This is a genomic window from Psychrobacillus sp. NEAU-3TGS (assembly GCF_029955155.1).
Taxonomy (GTDB): domain Bacteria; phylum Bacillota; class Bacilli; order Bacillales_A; family Planococcaceae; genus Psychrobacillus.
This window is the reverse complement of record NZ_JAPNOZ010000009.1, coordinates 55283-72913: the sequence shown is the minus strand read 5'-3', so window position 1 is coordinate 72913 and position 17631 is coordinate 55283. Positions and strand designations below refer to the sequence as shown.

The 17631-nt window shown below is 35.3% G+C and carries 20 protein-coding genes and 2 pseudogenes; 14 read left to right on the top strand and 8 right to left on the bottom strand.

Annotated elements, in window-relative coordinates; translation table 11 throughout:
* Window positions 1-14 precede the first annotated feature (14 nt).
* The 3 genes from dapF to OR571_RS08155 all read left to right on the top strand — a co-directional run bounded on the left by dapF (window position 15) and on the right by OR571_RS08155 (window position 2073).
* Window positions 15-878 carry a diaminopimelate epimerase gene (gene dapF / locus OR571_RS08165; RefSeq protein WP_282242332.1) on the top strand — a complete coding sequence of 288 codons (864 nt, stop codon included), beginning with the start codon at window positions 15-17 and terminating at the stop codon, window positions 876-878.
* 210 nt (window positions 879-1088) lie between these two features.
* On the top strand, window positions 1089-1646 hold the full coding sequence (locus OR571_RS08160; RefSeq protein ID WP_282242331.1) for a 3D domain-containing protein: 558 nt from the start codon (window positions 1089-1091) through the stop codon (window positions 1644-1646).
* 100 nt (window positions 1647-1746) lie between these two features.
* Window positions 1747-2073 (top strand): antibiotic biosynthesis monooxygenase family protein, encoded by a 327-nt coding sequence (locus OR571_RS08155; protein WP_282242330.1) that lies wholly within the window; start codon window positions 1747-1749, stop codon window positions 2071-2073.
* A gap of 68 nt (window positions 2074-2141) precedes the next feature.
* On the opposite strand, the gene OR571_RS08150 is transcribed toward OR571_RS08155, so the two are convergent.
* The 4 genes and pseudogenes from OR571_RS08150 to OR571_RS08135 all read right to left on the bottom strand — a co-directional run bounded on the left by OR571_RS08150 (window position 2142) and on the right by OR571_RS08135 (window position 4295).
* Window positions 2142-2438 (bottom strand): DUF3817 domain-containing protein, encoded by a 297-nt coding sequence (locus tag OR571_RS08150; RefSeq protein WP_282242329.1) that lies wholly within the window; start codon window positions 2436-2438, stop codon window positions 2142-2144.
* 131 nt (window positions 2439-2569) lie between these two features.
* Window positions 2570-3205 carry an NUDIX hydrolase gene (locus OR571_RS08145; RefSeq protein WP_282242328.1) on the bottom strand — a complete coding sequence of 212 codons (636 nt, stop codon included), beginning with the start codon at window positions 3203-3205 and terminating at the stop codon, window positions 2570-2572.
* A 47-nt stretch (window positions 3206-3252) separates the two neighbouring features.
* Window positions 3253-3892: pseudogene (locus tag OR571_RS08140) on the bottom strand (FusB/FusC family EF-G-binding protein).
* Between the two features lie 139 nt (window positions 3893-4031).
* Window positions 4032-4295, bottom strand: coding sequence for a CD3324 family protein (locus OR571_RS08135; RefSeq protein ID WP_282242327.1), 264 nt, complete (start codon window positions 4293-4295; stop codon window positions 4032-4034).
* Between the two features lie 261 nt (window positions 4296-4556).
* Between OR571_RS08135 and OR571_RS08130 the strand changes: the two genes are divergently transcribed.
* Complete coding sequence (locus tag OR571_RS08130; protein WP_282242326.1) at window positions 4557-5687, top strand: polysaccharide deacetylase family protein; 1131 nt, start codon at window positions 4557-4559, stop codon at window positions 5685-5687.
* A gap of 204 nt (window positions 5688-5891) precedes the next feature.
* Here OR571_RS08130 and OR571_RS08125 read toward each other — a convergent pair.
* A pseudogene (locus OR571_RS08125) lies at window positions 5892-6173 on the bottom strand (tyrosine-type recombinase/integrase); the annotation flags it as partial.
* A 76-nt stretch (window positions 6174-6249) separates the two neighbouring features.
* Between OR571_RS08125 and OR571_RS08120 the strand changes: the two are divergent.
* Window positions 6250-7158, top strand: coding sequence for a DMT family transporter (locus OR571_RS08120; protein WP_282242325.1), 909 nt, complete (start codon window positions 6250-6252; stop codon window positions 7156-7158).
* Window positions 7159-7238: 80 nt separating this feature from the next.
* On the opposite strand, the gene OR571_RS08115 is transcribed toward OR571_RS08120, so the two are convergent.
* Complete coding sequence (locus OR571_RS08115; protein ID WP_282242324.1) at window positions 7239-7925, bottom strand: ArsR/SmtB family transcription factor; 687 nt, start codon at window positions 7923-7925, stop codon at window positions 7239-7241.
* A 603-nt stretch (window positions 7926-8528) separates the two neighbouring features.
* Between OR571_RS08115 and OR571_RS08105 the strand changes: the two genes are divergently transcribed.
* The 3 genes from OR571_RS08105 (at window position 8529) to OR571_RS08095 (ending at window position 10520) form a co-directional block, all read left to right on the top strand.
* Window positions 8529-9308, top strand: a complete 780-nt coding sequence (locus OR571_RS08105; protein WP_282242322.1) for a hypothetical protein — start codon at window positions 8529-8531, stop codon at window positions 9306-9308.
* Between the two features lie 296 nt (window positions 9309-9604).
* Window positions 9605-10081, top strand: a complete 477-nt coding sequence (locus OR571_RS08100) for a DinB family protein (protein ID WP_282242321.1) — start codon at window positions 9605-9607, stop codon at window positions 10079-10081.
* A gap of 121 nt (window positions 10082-10202) precedes the next feature.
* Window positions 10203-10520 (top strand): hypothetical protein, encoded by a 318-nt coding sequence (locus tag OR571_RS08095; protein WP_282242320.1) that lies wholly within the window; start codon window positions 10203-10205, stop codon window positions 10518-10520.
* A gap of 386 nt (window positions 10521-10906) precedes the next feature.
* On the opposite strand, the gene OR571_RS08090 is transcribed toward OR571_RS08095, so the two are convergent.
* Window positions 10907-11725: a hypothetical protein gene (locus OR571_RS08090; protein WP_282242319.1), complete on the bottom strand. Its 819-nt coding sequence runs from the start codon at window positions 11723-11725 to the stop codon at window positions 10907-10909.
* A gap of 521 nt (window positions 11726-12246) precedes the next feature.
* Window positions 12247-13740 (bottom strand): M3 family oligoendopeptidase, encoded by a 1494-nt coding sequence (locus OR571_RS08085; protein WP_282242318.1) that lies wholly within the window; start codon window positions 13738-13740, stop codon window positions 12247-12249.
* 397 nt (window positions 13741-14137) lie between these two features.
* On the opposite strand from OR571_RS08085, the gene OR571_RS08080 reads away from it, so the two are divergent.
* The 6 genes from OR571_RS08080 to OR571_RS08055 all read left to right on the top strand — a co-directional run bounded on the left by OR571_RS08080 (window position 14138) and on the right by OR571_RS08055 (window position 17418).
* Window positions 14138-14587, top strand: coding sequence for a GNAT family N-acetyltransferase (locus tag OR571_RS08080; protein WP_282242317.1), 450 nt, complete (start codon window positions 14138-14140; stop codon window positions 14585-14587).
* 87 nt (window positions 14588-14674) lie between these two features.
* Window positions 14675-15016, top strand: a complete 342-nt coding sequence (locus tag OR571_RS08075; RefSeq protein WP_282242316.1) for a hypothetical protein — start codon at window positions 14675-14677, stop codon at window positions 15014-15016.
* 186 nt (window positions 15017-15202) lie between these two features.
* Complete coding sequence (locus tag OR571_RS08070; RefSeq protein ID WP_282242315.1) at window positions 15203-15469, top strand: hypothetical protein; 267 nt, start codon at window positions 15203-15205, stop codon at window positions 15467-15469.
* A 77-nt stretch (window positions 15470-15546) separates the two neighbouring features.
* Window positions 15547-15678 carry a hypothetical protein gene (locus tag OR571_RS08065; RefSeq protein WP_282242314.1) on the top strand — a complete coding sequence of 44 codons (132 nt, stop codon included), beginning with the start codon at window positions 15547-15549 and terminating at the stop codon, window positions 15676-15678.
* An 89-nt stretch (window positions 15679-15767) separates the two neighbouring features.
* Window positions 15768-16187, top strand: coding sequence for a topoisomerase (locus OR571_RS08060; RefSeq protein WP_282242313.1), 420 nt, complete (start codon window positions 15768-15770; stop codon window positions 16185-16187).
* Between the two features lie 235 nt (window positions 16188-16422).
* The gene (locus tag OR571_RS08055; RefSeq protein ID WP_282242312.1) at window positions 16423-17418 is read left to right on the top strand and encodes an aminoglycoside phosphotransferase family protein; all 996 of its coding nucleotides are present in this window, start codon (window positions 16423-16425) and stop codon (window positions 17416-17418) included.
* Window positions 17419-17631: the final 213 nt, after the last annotated feature.

Sequence of the window (17631 nt, the reverse complement as noted above, 5' to 3'; positions counted from 1 at the left end):
AATTGTTCCTTTTAATGGAAAAGAGAGTGTGGAATATGAATATATCTTTTACAAAAATGCATGGCTGTGGAAATGATTATATATACATCAATTGCTTTGAACAGTATATCGAACATCCTGAGAAGCTAAGTAAAATTATTTCTGATCGACATTTTGGTGTCGGAGGAGATGGTATTGTCCTTATATGCCCTTCGGAAAATGCAGATGTGAAAATGCGGATGTTTAATATTGATGGCAGCGAAGGAAAAATGTGTGGTAATGCTATTCGATGCGTTGCTAAATATGTATATGATAATAATATTGCAAAAAAAGAAGTACTTAAAATTGATACACTTAGTGGAGTTAAAACGATTGAGTTAAAAGTAAAAGATGATCAAATGTATGAGGCAACTGTTGATATGGGAGATGCTATTTTAAATCCCTCCTCTATACCCGTATTGTTGGAGGAAGAAGGAGCATTGATTGATGTTCCAATTGAAATAGAGGCTACGACTTATAATATTACGACAGTTTCTATGGGTAATCCCCATTGCGTTTTGTTTGATGATGATATTACCTCTATTAATCTAGCCGTCATAGGACCTAAATTTGAACATCATCCTCTATTTCCGGAAAGTGTGAATACGGAATTTATCCAAGTCGAAAACAGAAATACTATTCATATGCGTGTTTGGGAACGTGGAAGTGGAGAAACGCTAGCTTGTGGTACAGGTGCATGTGCGGCGGTTGTAGCTTCTGTCTTAAACGGTTATTGCGACAAGGATACAGATATTACGGTTAAGCTGTTAGGTGGAGAGCTAGTAATTCGCTATACTGACAATAGCGTTTTTATGACAGGTCCTGCTAAAAAAGTCTTCGAGGGTATCTTTCAGTGGTAAATAAAATATTATTTAAATGCGTTTTGAAGCCTTTCAAATATCTATTTGAAGGGCTTTTATGCATAGTCAAATAAACTAGGACATACACTTGTTTGGTATTTTGAAATATTACCTCTCCACTTTGTAACGTTATTGGTAAATTGTCGTAATATTCCTGTAATACAATACTGCTAGTATATTGATTAGACTAAATAGTAAGGGGTAGAGTATTTGAGAAAAATTCTTGGGACACTCATCATCACATTAGCACTATTGGTTAGCGGAACAACAACTAGCATGGCCGCAACTTCCATGCACACTGTAAAAAAAGGAGAAACATTATATAAGATTGCGAAATCGTATAATGTATCCATCACTAATTTAAAATCATGGAATAATTTAAAAACGGATACTATTAAACCGAACCAAAAATTAAAACTTACAAAGCAAGCTTCCAAAACGAAAAACCCATCCCGTTCTGATTCAGAGGATAATGTAGTGAAAGAAATCGTTGTATCTGCAAGTGCTTTTACTGCTAATTGCAATGGTTGTACTGGAATTACAAGTACAGGTATTAACTTGAAAAAGAATCCCGATATCAAAGTAATAGCGGTAGATCCGAAAGTCATTAAACTTGGGACAAAAGTTCATGTGGAAGGATACGGTTATGCTATCGCTGGTGATACGGGTGGAAATATTAAAGGGAATAAAATTGATGTGTTTTTCTCCTCTAAAAGCGATGCTTATAAATGGGGTCGTAAAAACGTGACCATAAAAATATTAGAATAGACTTCAAAATGACTCCATTTTTGGGGTCATTTTTTATTGTTGCAGCTACCTATTCAGTACATTATGATTACAAGAAAAGATTAATAAGGACGTGCATAAAGTGAGCAAAATAGTTAAAGGATTTCAACTGCCTTATTATGCTGTTATTTTTTCTTCTCAAAGAACAGATGGTGATAAAGGCTATGCAAAAATGGCAGACAAAATGGTAGAATTGGCATCTCTACAAGAAGGATTTTTAGGTGTGGAATCTGCGCGTGATAACGAGCTAGGGATAACCGTATCATATTGGAGCTCTTTAGAGTCAATTAAGAATTGGAAAAACCATTCCGCTCATCTAATTGCACAAGAAAAAGGAAAAAAGGTATGGTATCAAAGCTTCTCACTAAGGATTTGTAAAGTAGAAAGAGACAACTTTTTTGAAATGTAATCCTTTTTTACAACAGAGCTCCATTGATGCTAAGTCCCTATCAGTCAAAGTAAGACAGGGACTTAGCATTAATTTGCTTGCAACTTCTTCAGACGACTGTCCAAAACAAAGTTACCGAAAGGAATGAATGCAGAAACAATAGCCCCAATGGTAAATCTAAATGGCCATCTAACAGCAAACAGAGCATATACAATCGCAATTAAATAAACGAGAAATATATAACCGTGCAGTGTTCCAAAAACGGTTACTGCCTTCGGAATATCAAACCAATACTTTAAAGGCATCGCAATGAACAAGAGGATTACTAGAGAACTACCATCCAATAAGCCCATGAAACGGAACCGCCCTAATGCAGTTTTTAACATTATTTAACTCCAACTTTCTTTAACTATCTTCCAACATTATAGAATGAGAATTATACTAAAGTCTATATATCTCAAATAGACTGCAATTTTTGAAAGCCAATACAATCTTCTTCAAATTCGTTATAATATGGCTATTTACGAACTGACTCTACTAATTTTTTTATGCCACTTATTATAGCTTCATAGTAATACTGTTCATGTAACACAAAATTATGCTTTGTTACAACCTTTTTGAATGAAACTCTTTCTCCTGTTTTATTTATCTCAAAGCCTTCTACTTGAATCTCTTCTACTTCCCCTAACCAAAGCTTTGAAAATTGTTCGAATTTGGCTCGAACCACTCCAGAAACTTCTTCTGCTTGAAGAATAAAATCATCAAAACTTAAAGCACCATTATATACAAAAACATTTGCTAGCTCTTGATCAATAAGTTCTCCCGTCGTAACTGAATAATCTATTATTCCAAGTGGCGCTAATTCCTCAAAAGAAATGTCGATACCAAGTTCTTCTTTCACTTCTCTAACACCATCATGCACTGTCTCCGTAGCCAATAAATGACCTGCAGCTGTAATGTCTAAGAGTCCAGGATAATCTTTTTTAGATTCACTTCGGATTTGTAAATAGATATAATCTATTTCCTCTTCCCTACTAATAAACCAGCAATGAAATGTTTCATGCCAATGTCCTAGTCGATGCACTTCATGGCGTGGAGCTGTGCCTATAGCATTTCTATTGCTGTCAAATATTCTTAGCAATTCTTCTTCCATCTCTAAATCCCTCCCTCCTTTATTTCAATTAGGTCCCTGACACCAAACTATGCTTTTATAAGATTTACAAAATCATATAGTTTATCTAAAGAGATTAAATTGTGATTACATTTTTGACTGTCTTGGCAAATGTAATTGCCTCTTTTAATATAAGCATCTTGTGTAGCTCCCTTTACTGCCGAGGTAAACATACCAATTTCCTCGGTACGATTGCATAGCGCACAAATACCTTTCTTGTTGGAGGGTGTATAATCTCCTATGATTCCAACAAGTTTACCGTTATGTTCTACAATCAGGAATTTTTTGTTGGAGCCTTTATCCAACCATCCTAAATAAGAAATCTCCCTAAATTCTATATTTTCTAATGAGGGAGTTTTTAGCTTTTTTACTTTTGGAAACAACTTTTTAATCGTTTGCTCTGTTACTTCTTTAAAAGGGAGGACGAAAGGTTTTATTTGTTCCAAAAATGCTTCGGCATCTGCTTTTTCTTTGATTTCTATAATGGGATCTAATAATTGTTTTTGCTCTTCGTTTAGATTTTCGAATAAATTGGCTATTTTTTCGCTAGTGATGGATTTTAACGCAGTTAATACGCGTTGATCATTTACGGTAGCATGACCATTTATTAACGCTTGCCCTTGTTTTTTTTATGAAATTAAATTGATCGTTTCTTATGAAAGGATCCATAATTATCTCTCCTTAATACATTTTTCTATTAGTTTATTGTAGCGGGAAGTTATCTTTTTCGAAATGGAAAAGATGATTAGGAAAAGTTCTCTACATACAAAAAGCTGATGATTCTTATATGGATTCATCAGCTAAAAAATCACTTTGTATAAATAATTTTTTTAATCGTTTCAATGGATAGAAAAAACTCTTCTGCTAATTGAGCCATCGCAGTTCCGCTTTTATAAGCTTGTTTAATCGAATAATTTCGATCATCTATTCTCTGTCTTTCCCCAGAAAGCGTTCCCCACTTTTTGTAGCTTTTGTCTGGTTTCGGAATATAAATAGTTTCCCCTTGAATATACTTCTGAATTTCCCTTACAAGCTCTTCGGGTAATACAGAAGTTGCTTTTACATATGTCATTTTGCTCGCTCCTTATCTTTTTAAGCTTTCAATAAGGTGCAAAGCCGACATTATGAAATGGCGATTGAAGGTCTTCCCACGCAAAGTATCGCCTTTCTATAAGTAGGCTTTGCATGAGACGTTGCACTATCTGGCATTCTATAATTATTTGCCACGAAACTCACCTCTCTTTATTCATAGTTTATAACAAGCATACATGGATTACCAAATACATATAGTTTTAAAAAGAGATTCTAAACTATATTGGGAGTGGTCGATTTCATGAAAAGATATTTAATAATATTCGCAGCTTTTATCATTTCTACTATCTTTAGCACAGGCGTTGTAACAGCAGCCGAAGCACCTTTGGCCCATCACATAGGTTTTCAAGATCAATTGCTCGATTTTAGTGATGTCAAAGTAATCAATCAAGACACAAAAGTTCCACTCGAAGAAATTGCAGCATATCTAGATATCCCTTTTGAAATAGAAAATGGCATTACTTACATACGAAAAAACGGAATAGAAATTAGTTATAACGAAAAGTCTCAACTAACAGCGAAAGACGAAGTAGCACTCGATTGGTCCCCAATTGTTAAAGTCGATGGCAAACTTTTTATCAGTGTGGAATATCTCGCAATTGAAATAGGATACAAAATGAAAACCTTTGAGAAACAAAAAACACAACGTATATACAAAGAGGACTGGGCTCATATGTCGCATGCTAATTTTGAAATTTATTTAGACAAACTTTTGAATAAAAAACAGCCTTCGCAGGCAACTCCAAAAGCAAATGTCTATTTAACATTTGATGACGGTCCAAACAAATTTACAACGACCAATAATTCTATCTTAAAAAAATATAATGCCAAAGCGACTTTCTTCTTTTTAGGCAATCATATGAAAAAGAACTCCTCCATTATTAATGCAGTAGTAAAAGATGGTCATTATATCGGAACTCATAGTATGACACATGATAAAAGCAAAGTTTATCTTTCTTCTAAAGCTTTTATAAATGAGATGATAAAAGGAACGAAACTCATCAAAAAAATGACCGGAAAAGACACGAAACTGGTTCGCACTCCCTATGGAAGCAAACCACATATAACAACTGCTATGAAAGATGAGCTAGTCACAAACGGCTTCAAACTATGGGATTGGGACGTCGATTCAAACGATTGGAAATACACCGATAAAGAAGCCAACAAAATTGTCCAAAACGTACAAGTCGGGGTAGAAAAAGCCTACAAGTCCGGAGACCGAGACATTATTATCCTTCTCCACGATCGTAGCCAAACAACAAAAGCACTACCTCAAATAATTGAATGGCTTCAAAAAGAAGGCTTTACACTTAAAACATACGAACCAGACCATCATATCGTTCAAAACTTTCTAAGAGACACCACTCTTTAAAGAACAAAAGTGCTAAGCGCCTATCTTTGGCTAATTTAGCTCATGGAATCGATAAAACGGAATAAGGCACATAATGGGGAAACTGTGCGGTAGTGAGTTGAATGAAGTGGACGCTGGGATTTCTGCTACAGGGTGGACGCTTTCCGCGGGCACGGCTTCAATCTCCTCGGAGCTCCGAAAACAAATGCTCCTGCGATTACTCGTCGCAAAGACATTAACAAAGATAGCAGGATTATGGTCATTACGGCTTTCTAAATAGCGTTTAAGCCATATGTCGCAACGTGTATTAAAATAAACTTCCCTTTCCTTATCACCTTTTCCTCTAACGATCGCGGATTGATTGGACCAATTGATATGGTTCTTTTCTAACGCAACAATTTCTCCAATTCGACAACCGGTAGAAAACATGAATTCGAAAATCGCTTTTTCCATTGGGGAATGACAGGATTCACGAAGGTGTTCAATCTCCCGTTCGGTTAAATACTTACTTCGATACTAGCTGAAGTAATCTACAGTTATAATAACCATAGATAGGTCATTATAGTATGTAGGGAGAGAAGAAATGAATACTTTCAAATTTACATCGTTGATACTTTTAACAACATTTTTAATGGGTTCATCTTTTGCTGTCGTTAAAATGGGTTTACCATACTCATCCCCATTGCTGCTAGCAGCATTGCGCTTCATACTTGCGGGAATCATAATGGTAGTCATCGTTATCGTTTTAAAGAGGTCACATCCAGTATCTAGAGAGAATTGGATAAGGATGCTGATCATTGGAGGTTTCCAAACAGCCGGTGTTATGGGCTGTATTTTCTTGAGTTTGCGAACGATTACAGCTAGTGAATCCTCGATTCTAACATTCACGAATCCATTACTTGTTGTTGTATTCGGCACCATTTTTCTGCAAATACGTTATACACGTTATCAATGGATCGGTGTTCTTTTAGGTTTGGTAGGGGTAATTATAACAATGGGGGCCCAAATTGAATTTAAGATTGGCATTCTTTTCGGCATTTTTTCCGCCGTGTTTTGGGCACTGGCCACATTATTAGCTAAAAAGTGGGGGGCGATTTTCGATACATGGGTCCTATCCGCTTATCAGATGCTATTTGGTGGATTACTACTCTTAATTGGGAGTTTTAACCTTGAAAGTCCTTTTTTCATTTTGAACGGTGAATCCTTGTCCATTTTATTATGGCTAAGTATAATGTCTTCTATTGTTCAATTTGCTGTGTGGTTTTATCTTTTACAAAAAGGTGATTCAGGAAAGACGAGCGCCTTCTTATTTTTAGCTCCATTCTTTGGTGTCTTGTCTGGGTGGTTACTATTGGGAGAGCATTTAAATCCGTCTCTTATAGTTGGTGGCTTGTTTATTGTAATGGGTATCTATCTAGTGAATCGAAATTTTCAGCAGAGAAAAGTAGTGAAGAAATTTTTATTAATAAATAATCTGGTTAAGCACGAATAGGTCCACTTCACTTCCTATAGTGGACAGAAAAAGAAAACGAACTTAATCTGTCTACTGAGGAGAGGGATATGACCCATTAACTACATATTAATATTAAAAATTTGTTTAAATCCTTCTCTTCCTCTATCAGTAACTTTTACAGCACGAATAGATGGAACATGCACGATCCAATTCAATTCAAAAAAATGTGTCAGCAGTCCATTTCCTAAAGCACCGCCGAGATGATAGTGGCGTTCACTCCAGTCTAAACAAGCGTGAGAAAATGAGCGTCGTTTTCTCTTTAATTCAGTTAAATCGATGCCGAAATCAGTAAAGAATTGCTCTCCTTTAAGTGTAACAATAAATACTCTGTCTTCTTTTTTTAAGTAGTTGGCGTTCAACATCGAGTTGGTTAAAGCGACTCCTAATTTTCCAGCTAAATGGTCATAACAAGTTCTAGCTTCCTGTAGTAATTTTACTTGGTTAGATTGTTTTAAAGAACGTACTTCAGGAGGTGGAGAAATCGCAAGAAATGTTTCTATAAGGTGTGCAACTTCTTTATTGGCTAACTGATAATAGCGGTGCCGTCCGTGTTTTTCAACATTAATAAGGTTGCCTTCTACTAATTTAGATAGGTGAAAGCTAGCTGTTTGAGGTGTTATCGCAGACATGAAGGCTAATTCACTAGCAGTATGAAAACGACCATCCATTAAACTTGAAAGCATTGTAGAACGCGAGGTTTCTCCCAGGAGGGAGGCAACTACAGCTACATTAGGATTAATACTCATTATTACCGACCTTTCTGCATTTTATATTTCGATTATAGTTGAAGTATAGAATGCAAGCAAAATTAAGGTTATTAAAGAGTAATCCTATTAAACTAACGGGTGCGTTAGCAAAATGTGGCCATCATTTCGATGGTCTATTTTTATGTCCAAAACATTAAGTTGGTCTCAGACATGCATTGTAAAATGTTACACTTAAACTAAAGGGGCAGTTTAGTTGAACAAGTGACGAGAATTCACCAAACTGTAAGCGAGTTAGATGTTCAATAACATATTTACCAACTGGTGAAAATCTCGAGAGAACAACTAAAAAGTAATGTGTTAGTAGGAGGGAAACTATGTTTTACTATGAAATAGTTTGTTGTAGTTGTAGACAAAAATTCAGAGTATATGAAGGTTCACTAAAATATAAACTATACAAAGAAAGAACGAATAAGGTCTTTCATTGTGAAGACTGCAACTCCAAAATACGCATGGATGCAATTAAAAACTTCTTTAGATACTTAAATTAGTTGGGATTCAAAAGAAAACAAAATTTATACTAAACAAGAGTTAGATAGTGTAAGTGAGGAAGAAAGACTAAGTGAATTAACGACTAGTATTCTGATGAATAAAATTGATAACGAAGATGACCTAGAGTCTACTACACAAAAATTGTATTCAACTTTCACTGAGGAGGAAAAAGTAGAATTAAGCTATTCGTTCCTCATAAATAAAGAGATTTCTAGATTAACCAATGCAGATTTGTTTTTAGAAGCAATTAATCAGTTAATAAAAGCATATTCAGTTTTCAGAAATGATTTTTTTGTTGAAAAATGCTCTTATCACACATTACGAGGTGTCCAGATAACTCGATTTGTTGATAACGTTCAATGGGATAATTTTAAAAGAATAGGGAAATTACCTCCTGTGATGAACAAGCCCTGGTTATCTGATAACACCCAAGACGAATTAACAGAATTTCAAAACAACTTGCGCGCTGGTACAGAAATCGATCCCCTCCAATCTTTAATATTGGTCGCTAAGAATCTATTAGAGAAGAGTGAGACAAGATCCGCGATTATTAATATATCGGCAGTACTTGAATATTCAGTAGAAAGAAAAATTAGAAATAAACTTCTGGCTAAAGGCAAGACTGAACGAAGTATTGACAGATTATTAGATAAGACTAAGATGGACTTCAGAGAAAGGTGCGATAAGAATCTGAAAAATGCAACTGGAGTATCGTTAGTAACTAATTATCCGAACGAATGGAGAACAGTTCAATTTTATAGAAAAAAATACAGGCATTCAATAGTCCATTCGGTTTTTGAACCAACACCTGCAGACACTAATAAAATGATTATAGAGTTCGAGAAAGTAATTGCTATAGTTGAATCGTTATAACAAACTACATTAGTTGAAGCACTGACGGGTGCTTTAGTTGAACAAGGCTGCCTGTATGGGTTATCTACCCCTTATGGAAAGGTTGATTTACCTTCGCCTTCACTAATGCCAAAAAGACTCAAGGATATTATTGATTTTGAAGAAGTTGATTGACTTTATTCAACTAACGAGATGCTTTACTTCAAGAAGGAGTAAAGCCTTTTTCTTATTGAACTAACGAAGCAGTTTAGTTGAAGAAGGAAATAGATGCATTTACATCTAAATATAGTGTAATAAGCTAAATTGGAGTGTTTACAATGATTAAATTCTTTGAATACAACTGGCAGGTAAGAGATGAATGGTTTAACTGGTGCAATCAACTGACAATTAAAGAGTTGTTAAAAGATCGCAGGGGTGGAGTAGGAAATATATTATATACAATTTTTCACATAATTGATGTGGAATATAGTTGGATTCGTGGTATTCAAGGTAAGGAGGATGTAGTTTTTCAGTTTACTGATTATAATACACTTGAAAAGGTTAAATCTCTTTCAGATAAATCACGAAATGAAATAGGTGAATTTTTAAAAATAAATTTAGGAGGTATAAAAGAAAAACTAGTCAGTGTTTCTTGGGATGAAGATAAATACACTGTTGATGAAATATTACACCATATAATTACTCACGAAATTCACCACATAGGTCAACTTTCTGTTTGGGCAAGAGAATTAGAACTAAGCCCTATACCTGCTAACTTTATTGGAAGAGAGTTAAAACCAGTCCATTCTTATTGAAGTAACGGTGCTTTAGCAAATATGGCCATCATTTCGATGGTCTATTATTATGTCCAAAACATCAAGTAGATCTTAGATATGCATTGTGAAATGTTACACTTAAACTAAAGAAACAGTTTAGTTGAATAACAAAAATATAAAACGAGGGAATTATAATGAAGAATCAGTTTGGGGAATAATTAAAGATGTTTTTTCTTATGTTAAGTACCTCACTCTTACAAAAGAAGAAAAGACTGAAGTTAATTTAAGTTTAGTTAAAGAAAAACATTGGTTCCAAGAACTAATGTTTACTGAACCATCTATACTTAAATTAGTAGAAGGAGATAAAGAAATTAGGCGATATTTTTCATCGAGAAAAATGGTTAGAAAATTGCTAAATGACAAAGAAGAACGGCAGCGTTTTAAAGGATTATTAAGCGATAGATTAAATTGTTATTGAACTATAGAAGCAGGTTAGTTGAAGAAGGAATTTTAAATGTAGATAAGGAATTAGTATTAAAATCATTTATTAGATGAGGTGTACTCAATTGCTGCCAATTCAAATTGAAGAAATTCCAAGTGAAATAAAAGAATATCTAAATAAGATTAAATCTGTGCAGATTCTCACCGAGCTCTAATTTAACACCGACGCATTCCAAGTGCCACTGCCGATTTCATCAGCCGCAGTGCGCTGTACAATCAGAACGCGTCCTTCGTTCACCACAAGGCCTTTGACAACAACGACGATTTTGTTTGACGGTTCCATATGTAAATCATTCCTATAGCAGAGTTTGATTTAAGTATAAATGAAGGGACTCGAAATGAATAGATTCGAGTCCCTGATTATTAAGCTTCAGATGATTGGGGAAGGACAACTGCTTCTTCATCAGCAGAGTCGGCTGGCGTTTCTTCGTCTGCAGAATCTGTAGGGGCTTTATCATTGAAGAAACCGCCTCGAGGTCCGCCATGTCCATGATGGCCACTGCCGCCTTGAGGTTTAAGTCCAAGCTCTTCCATTTGTGTGTGAGCTTCTTCCTCAGTTATTGTACCAGCTTCTACTTGGGCGCGGAATTCTTCCAGTTGAGATTTTTGCTCATCCGTCAATTCTACATGCGGTCCGCGCATCAAGAATTTGGCATCGAAATCGAGACCAAGGGCTTCAACTTTTACTTTCGCTTCTTCTTCCGTCAAGTCACCAGCAGTAAACTGTTCACGAATTTCATTCAACGCTGTTTTTGTTTCTTCATCCAAATCATCAAAGTCAACACGCGTCAAGAAATCTTCCGGCAAATCAACATCAAGTGCATCCAGTTTTGCTTGTGCTTCTTCCTCGTTCAAATCACCAGCTTTGAATTGGTCACGAATATTATCAATTGCTGTGCGCGTTTCTTCATCGATGTTGCCGAAAGGACCTCCACCGTGAAGCCCGCCTTTACCAAATGGGCGCTCAATTCCAAGCTCGTCCAATTTTGCGTGAGCTTCTTCATGCGTAATTTCGCCGGCTTCTTCCTGAGCCCTGATATCGTCCAAAGCCGCTTTTGTTTCCTCTGAAATTTCTTCCGTAGCGCTCACATTATTCGTCGTTGCAGCTAAAATAGGTGGTGCCGCAATCGCTCCAATTGTCAACGCACTTGTTAATAGCATACTACCTGTAAATTTTTTCATGGTCTTTCATCCTCCTAATTTTGAGTGTGGAAATCTTCCACATCCCTACAATAAAACGTCAATGTGTCAGGAGAATGTCAAAGAAAAAATAATGAGAAAAAACTTATCCAAACAGTATTGACCCATTGGATTAACCATTTGAAGATAAGAATTGTACCTGACATTACAATTAATGATGATTTAGGTGGTAAATCATAAAATATGTAATCACTTCTTCAACTAACGGGGCAGGTTAGTTCAATAGGAGGATGAAATAATCGATATCAGCTACCAGATAAAACAAGTAGCCGAAAATGCAATTTCTACTACCCATAGACTTGCTATTAAAATGAACGGTCATCCACCTGATCGCTCCAGCTTTTGACCTTTTCAAGAAGCCTCTCCATGCTTCCATCTTCAAAAGGAGACTCTAGGTTTGCACTCTTCAAAAGCTCAGGGTATGGGAGACGTCCCCCTTGTTTGCACATTTTTAGGAAGCTTTCCCAAGCAGATTTTGGGTCATCTTTCTGTTTGATCCATAGCTAGACTGCAGCAAAATGGGCCAAATCATAGTCCATGTAATAAAAAGGCGTAGTGAACAGATGCCCTATTTCATAAAAACCTGTGCCTTGCTCTAAAAATTCATTGCCATCGTAGTCCCGTTCCTGCAAATACTCATGCTCCAACTCTCTCCACTTTAGCTTCCGAACTTGCATGGTGGCTGTCGGGAATTCATACAGAAAGTGCTCGAATTCATCAACAACTGAGACAACCGGCATATAAATAAATGCTTCGGTCAGGTTGGAAAACTGGTACTTCTGCGTATCTTCCCCAAAAAACCGATCCATCCAAGGCCAAACAAACCGTTCCATCGTAAATGAAAATACCTCACAGGAATCATACGGAATAATGTACTCATGGATATTGGATTGACGGCTCATATAAAACTGAAATGCATGGCCCACCTCATGTGCAAATACCCTGACATCATTTGATGTGCCGTTGAAATTTGCAAAGATAAACGAAGCTACTTCCGGACTGCTATACGACGCAAATGCCCCACCCATTTTGTTTATACGTGATTCCACGTCAACATTCCCTTTTTCCATCAGTTCGTCAAAAAAAGCACCAGTTTCAGGAGAAAGTTCACGGAAAATAGTCCGATAAACCTCTAATATTTCCTGATGTGCCCCTTTAGGCGAGGGCGAACCGTTCTTGAAGAAATAGCTCTCATCATAATACTTCAGTTTGGAAACGCCAATACGGTTCCGCTGTTTCTTTCTAAGAACAGAAATGAAATGCACCCCGTGCTCTTTCACCTGCTTGCGGTATTGAACGAGGTCGTCGGGCGTATGTCCTGTTCTATGCATTCGGTCATAGCCAAGTTCCACAAAGGACGAATAACCTAACGTTTTCGCGATTCGATTGCGTGTCTTAACCAGTTCATCAAGGATTCGGTCAAATTCGGAGGCATGCTGTTTGAAGTAGCCCCATTTTGCTTCAAAGGCTGCTTTTCTAACCTCACGATCAGGTGAGCCCAGATATAGAGCCAAGGTACTTAATCTCAGCTCTTTTCCATCAAAAGGAATGACCGCTTTTCCTAACAGCTCCTGATAATCGGATACAAGGCGATTTTCCATCCTGATATCTTCTTGCACTTCATCAGAATAGGTTTTCAGCTTAATATCTGCAATTTTGAAAAGCTGATTACCCCACTGCCTCTCAAGCTGTTCCCTAAATTTCGCATTCAGGATCTCTTTGTAGTATTCCCCTGTCATCCATAGCAAGCGTGGCTCGGACTCTTGGAAGAGGGCATACTGTTTATTGTATTCATCATTTGCCGTATCTCCAAAATAATGAATCCTCGCTTCGTTTTCTGATGCCTGATAAGCAAGTCGATGATGGTTCAGCCTTTCAAACTGCACATTTTGCTCCTCAAAAGAAGTTGCATTTATAAAGCCTTTCAACATTCTTTCAAAGTCTTTTTCATATTGATCAATATCTAAGATGGAATCCTTTTGTTTGTTAATATTCATTTTTCTCCCTCCAATCTTTAATTACTTTAAAGAGTAATATAATTTACTTTCAAATACAACAATAAAATACTCTGAAATATAGAATAATTACTCTAAAGAGAAAAAATACGTAGAGAATTTCTAAATGAATATATTATCTTTGTTAACTAAAAGTGATACTATCAGGCGATTTCAATCTTATTCAACTAACGGGTGCTTTAGCAAAATTCGGCCATCATTTTGAACTGCCCCGTAAATGTTAGACACCAACTAACATTTACGGGGTGTTTTTATGTGTAAACATTAAGTTGTTCGCAGATATGTATTGTGAAATGCTACACTTAAACTAAAGGGGCAGTTTAGTTGAATAAGGTATAGCATTTAGTATGAGAATTTTTACTCGAAAGGAGAGATAACTTTGGACTTTAAATATCTTGTTTTTGATACCGTTCCTAATGATAGTTTAATGCAGGGCATGGTAAAACTGTACAGTGCTATATTTGACAGTAATACCGAAGATTTAATTAGTAAAATAAACAATAAAACCAAGTTACTGTTTAACATCGTATTAGACGGTGAAAAAGTTATTGGATTTAAGGTTGGTTACGAAATTGATAAAAATAAGTTTTATAGTTGGTTAGGTGCAGTGGATACTACTTATAGAAAAAATGGAATTGCTTCAAAGCTGATGATTCAACAACATCACTATTTAAAAGAACATGGCTATAAAGTTGTACAAACAAAAACTATGAATAAATGGCGAAATATGTTGATTCTAAATATCAAAAGTGGATTTGATGTCATTGATACAATTACGGATGAAAATGGATTACATAAAATCATACTTGAGAAAAGTTTACTCAACTAACGGGTGCTTTACTTCTAGATGGGGAAAGCTTTTTTCTAATTGTACTAACGGGGCAGTTTACTTTAATAAAGGGAGACGAAAAATAATATGATAGAGTTATGTAAATGTGATGTAACATATGATTTAAGGGTAGATGCAGACATCGGTGCTGATGCTATATGGTGCGATAAATGTCTTTGTAACTTTGAAATTACATATGTTCCGATTTCAAGTAAGTTAAGGTCAGAATTGGCAGAATGGATATCGAAATATGGTGAGTGGATTGATTGGGCTAATGATGGAATAGTTCCTAATGGGATTGAACTTGAAGAGGTACATAATAAACAAGGATTAAAGCTAACAGAAAAAGTAAAGAAGGAACTTGAAGGAAGATATAAAGTTTCATTTAAGCCTTCTACATTCGCAAAAAGACATGGAAATAGAAAATAAGAAACTGTACTAACAGGTGCTTTAGTTAAACATGGCCATCTTTTCGATGGTCTATTATTTTTGTCCTAACCATTAAGGTCCTCTCAGATATCCAATGTGAAATGTTACACTTAAACTAACGCCGCAAGATTGTTAAATAAAATATATTTATTTATGTAGAATTTACTGAAACATGGGGGAATTTAAATGAAAAAATGTATGCTGCTAATGTTATTTTGTTTTACCCTAATCTTATCTGCTTGTTCTCAAGGTGAAGAAGATACACAGGAATATTCGGGGATTATTGGTGATGGACAGACTTTGGGTTATGAGTATACGGTAACAAAAGAACAGAATAAATTTTCTTGGAAGGTTGGCTACAAAGGAGATATATCTATTATCGAAGAGAGTGCTGGCAATAAAGAGGATTTAGTAAATTATATGAATGCAGTAATGATAGTAAATTGGTATTAGTAAAACTGATTACATCAGTATCATACCTATTAATTGTTATTATAACAACGCTTATCATTTATAAGAAGAATAGAAAAATGCTTAAAGATGGTGGTGTAATTATTACTATATTAACAGGTATTGCGGTATATATTGCCTTCAAAGCATCATTTGATTTGAGTAGTTTATTACAAGATGCAAAATACTACTATATGACACTAACAACTTAAACTAACGGGTCAGGTTAGTTTAATAATGTTGTTGTTAAATTTGGAACTTTTACCAATATATAACGTAAACTTACGTATGGGGAATTGTTGTGGAATGTGCAATTTATTTTGGAAAGGGGAATTTAGAAGTGATGAAAAAAGCTATAATTTCAGGAATTGTATTTTGTTCAATCTTGTTAGTTGGATGTAATACAACCGAGGTATTAGAAAGCGAACAGGAAGTAGTAGGGGGGGATGAAGGGATATCAAATTTAATATCTGAATTAAAAAATGAAATAATAGTATCTATTACAGAGCAAACGGAACTTGAAAGTGATTCACTAGCAATAATGATAGATGGTGGTACTGATGAATTAACAGTTTCAGTAGGTTTCCCAAAGGATGCAAAAATTGATGATACGTTGATTCAACAAATAGTTGAAGATTCTATTAAGAATGTCTCTGAAACAGAAACAGAAACAATTAGCGAAGAAAAAATGAAAATAAAAATAAAGATTGAGAAATACTAACAGGGAAGTTCTTAAAGGATACAAACAGCCTTAAAAAAAGTAGTTTTATAAGTGTGTGAATAAATGTACTTAAACTAACGGGTGCTTTAGCAGAACAAGGCTTCAGTAGACTGTCTTAATTCTTATTCAACTAAAGCGGCAGGTTAGTTGAACAAGGGGCTTTATTTCAAATGTCAGAATATCTATGAAAAAGTATGGATTAACAAAATAGATGCATTAGGTGGGGGCGGCACTATTGAGCGAAGATATTTATAAAACTGTAGAACAACTGATAAAGAAAACAAAAAGAAAAGAGACTGTAATAACGATAAATAACTTACAAAAAAATAAAGATGGATTTAGTAACGACATTTCAATGTTTCATCTTACTTACTCTCAAGGTGAGGATATATTCTCCAAGGAAGTTGTCTTAAAAGAATTTAGTGAAAATGTGAAGTTTAATAAAGAATTAAATATTCTAAGGAGTAAGGATGTAAATTCGTGCATTAATATTCCAACTGTTTATTTTGAAGATAAAGAAAAGAGAATAATGTTGATGGAACTAGTAAAGGGAGTTACTCTGGACAAATATTACTTAGCAAACCCAGAGGATATACAGTCAGCATTTAGAAATTTTGGTGTCACGCTCGCACAAATTCATTCAATTTGCACTGATACGCTTCGTGACTTTTTTACGGATAACGATTTACGACAAAAAGAGTATATCAATTTCTACATAGAGAGTTTAAAAAATAGGGTTGCGAAGTTTGAAGACCCTGTATATATGAATTGCCTTCTAAATATTTCTGAAATGTTCAAGATTGTTTCATTTACTGAAGTTTTAAATCACGGAGATTATCATTTTTGGAATACAATATTAACTAATGAAAAAACATTATATATTTTGGATTGGGAAAAAGCTTTTATAGGAGACCCTCGTTATGATATAGCGAATACACTTGTCTTAGGATATTCGTGGTTCGGGACTAGCTTCAAAGAACCTATGTTAGATGCTTATCAGAACATCACAAACAAGAAAATTGAACATTTGGAGTGCTTTGAAGCCTTATCAAGTTTTGACTCATTTACTAAAACGGTTCCCTTACTACAAGGTGCTGAGGATTCACATATTCGAGACAGATCATTTGAGTGGTTAAAGAGACGTTATGAACTTTTTGTAAGACACAACGGAAAGAGAATAAAAGAAGCTGAAGAATACTTATTAGCTAAAGGTGTATTATTCAAAATTTAGTAACTTTTCTTATTCAACTAACGGGTGCTTTAGCAAAATATGACCATCATTTCGATGGTTTATTTTTATGTCCAAAACATTAAGTTGATCTCAGATATGCATTGTGAAAGCAGCAGTTTAGTTGAAGAAGAAATATATAAAACCCGATATAAAAAGGGTGAAATTCGAATTACCAGGGCATTAATCTTCAATAAAACTTAGTATGAGAAAGGG

Excerpts from the sequence above, each read along its gene's own strand:
- OR571_RS08085 (WP_282242318.1), bottom strand. The coding sequence starts at position 13,740 with ATGAATATTAACAAACAAAAGGATTCCATCTTAGATATTGATCAATAT.
- OR571_RS08115 (WP_282242324.1), bottom strand. The coding sequence starts at position 7,925 with ATGAGTATTAATCCTAATGTAGCTGTAGTTGCCTCCCTCCTGGGAGAA.
- OR571_RS08150 (WP_282242329.1), bottom strand. The coding sequence starts at position 2,438 with ATGTTAAAAACTGCATTAGGGCGGTTCCGTTTCATGGGCTTATTGGAT.
- OR571_RS08090 (WP_282242319.1), bottom strand. The coding sequence starts at position 11,725 with ATGAAAAAATTTACAGGTAGTATGCTATTAACAAGTGCGTTGACAATT.
- OR571_RS08075 (WP_282242316.1), top strand. The coding sequence starts at position 14,675 with ATGATAGAGTTATGTAAATGTGATGTAACATATGATTTAAGGGTAGAT.
- OR571_RS08100 (WP_282242321.1), top strand. The coding sequence starts at position 9,605 with ATGATTAAATTCTTTGAATACAACTGGCAGGTAAGAGATGAATGGTTT.
- OR571_RS08135 (WP_282242327.1), bottom strand. The coding sequence starts at position 4,295 with ATGACATATGTAAAAGCAACTTCTGTATTACCCGAAGAGCTTGTAAGG.
- OR571_RS08130 (WP_282242326.1), top strand. The coding sequence starts at position 4,557 with ATGAAAAGATATTTAATAATATTCGCAGCTTTTATCATTTCTACTATC.
- dapF (WP_282242332.1), top strand. The coding sequence starts at position 15 with ATGGAAAAGAGAGTGTGGAATATGAATATATCTTTTACAAAAATGCAT.
- OR571_RS08105 (WP_282242322.1), top strand. The coding sequence starts at position 8,529 with ATGAATAAAATTGATAACGAAGATGACCTAGAGTCTACTACACAAAAA.
- OR571_RS08070 (WP_282242315.1), top strand. The coding sequence starts at position 15,203 with ATGAAAAAATGTATGCTGCTAATGTTATTTTGTTTTACCCTAATCTTA.
- OR571_RS08120 (WP_282242325.1), top strand. The coding sequence starts at position 6,250 with ATGAATACTTTCAAATTTACATCGTTGATACTTTTAACAACATTTTTA.
- OR571_RS08145 (WP_282242328.1), bottom strand. The coding sequence starts at position 3,205 with ATGGAAGAAGAATTGCTAAGAATATTTGACAGCAATAGAAATGCTATA.
- OR571_RS08065 (WP_282242314.1), top strand. The coding sequence starts at position 15,547 with ATGCTTAAAGATGGTGGTGTAATTATTACTATATTAACAGGTATTGCG.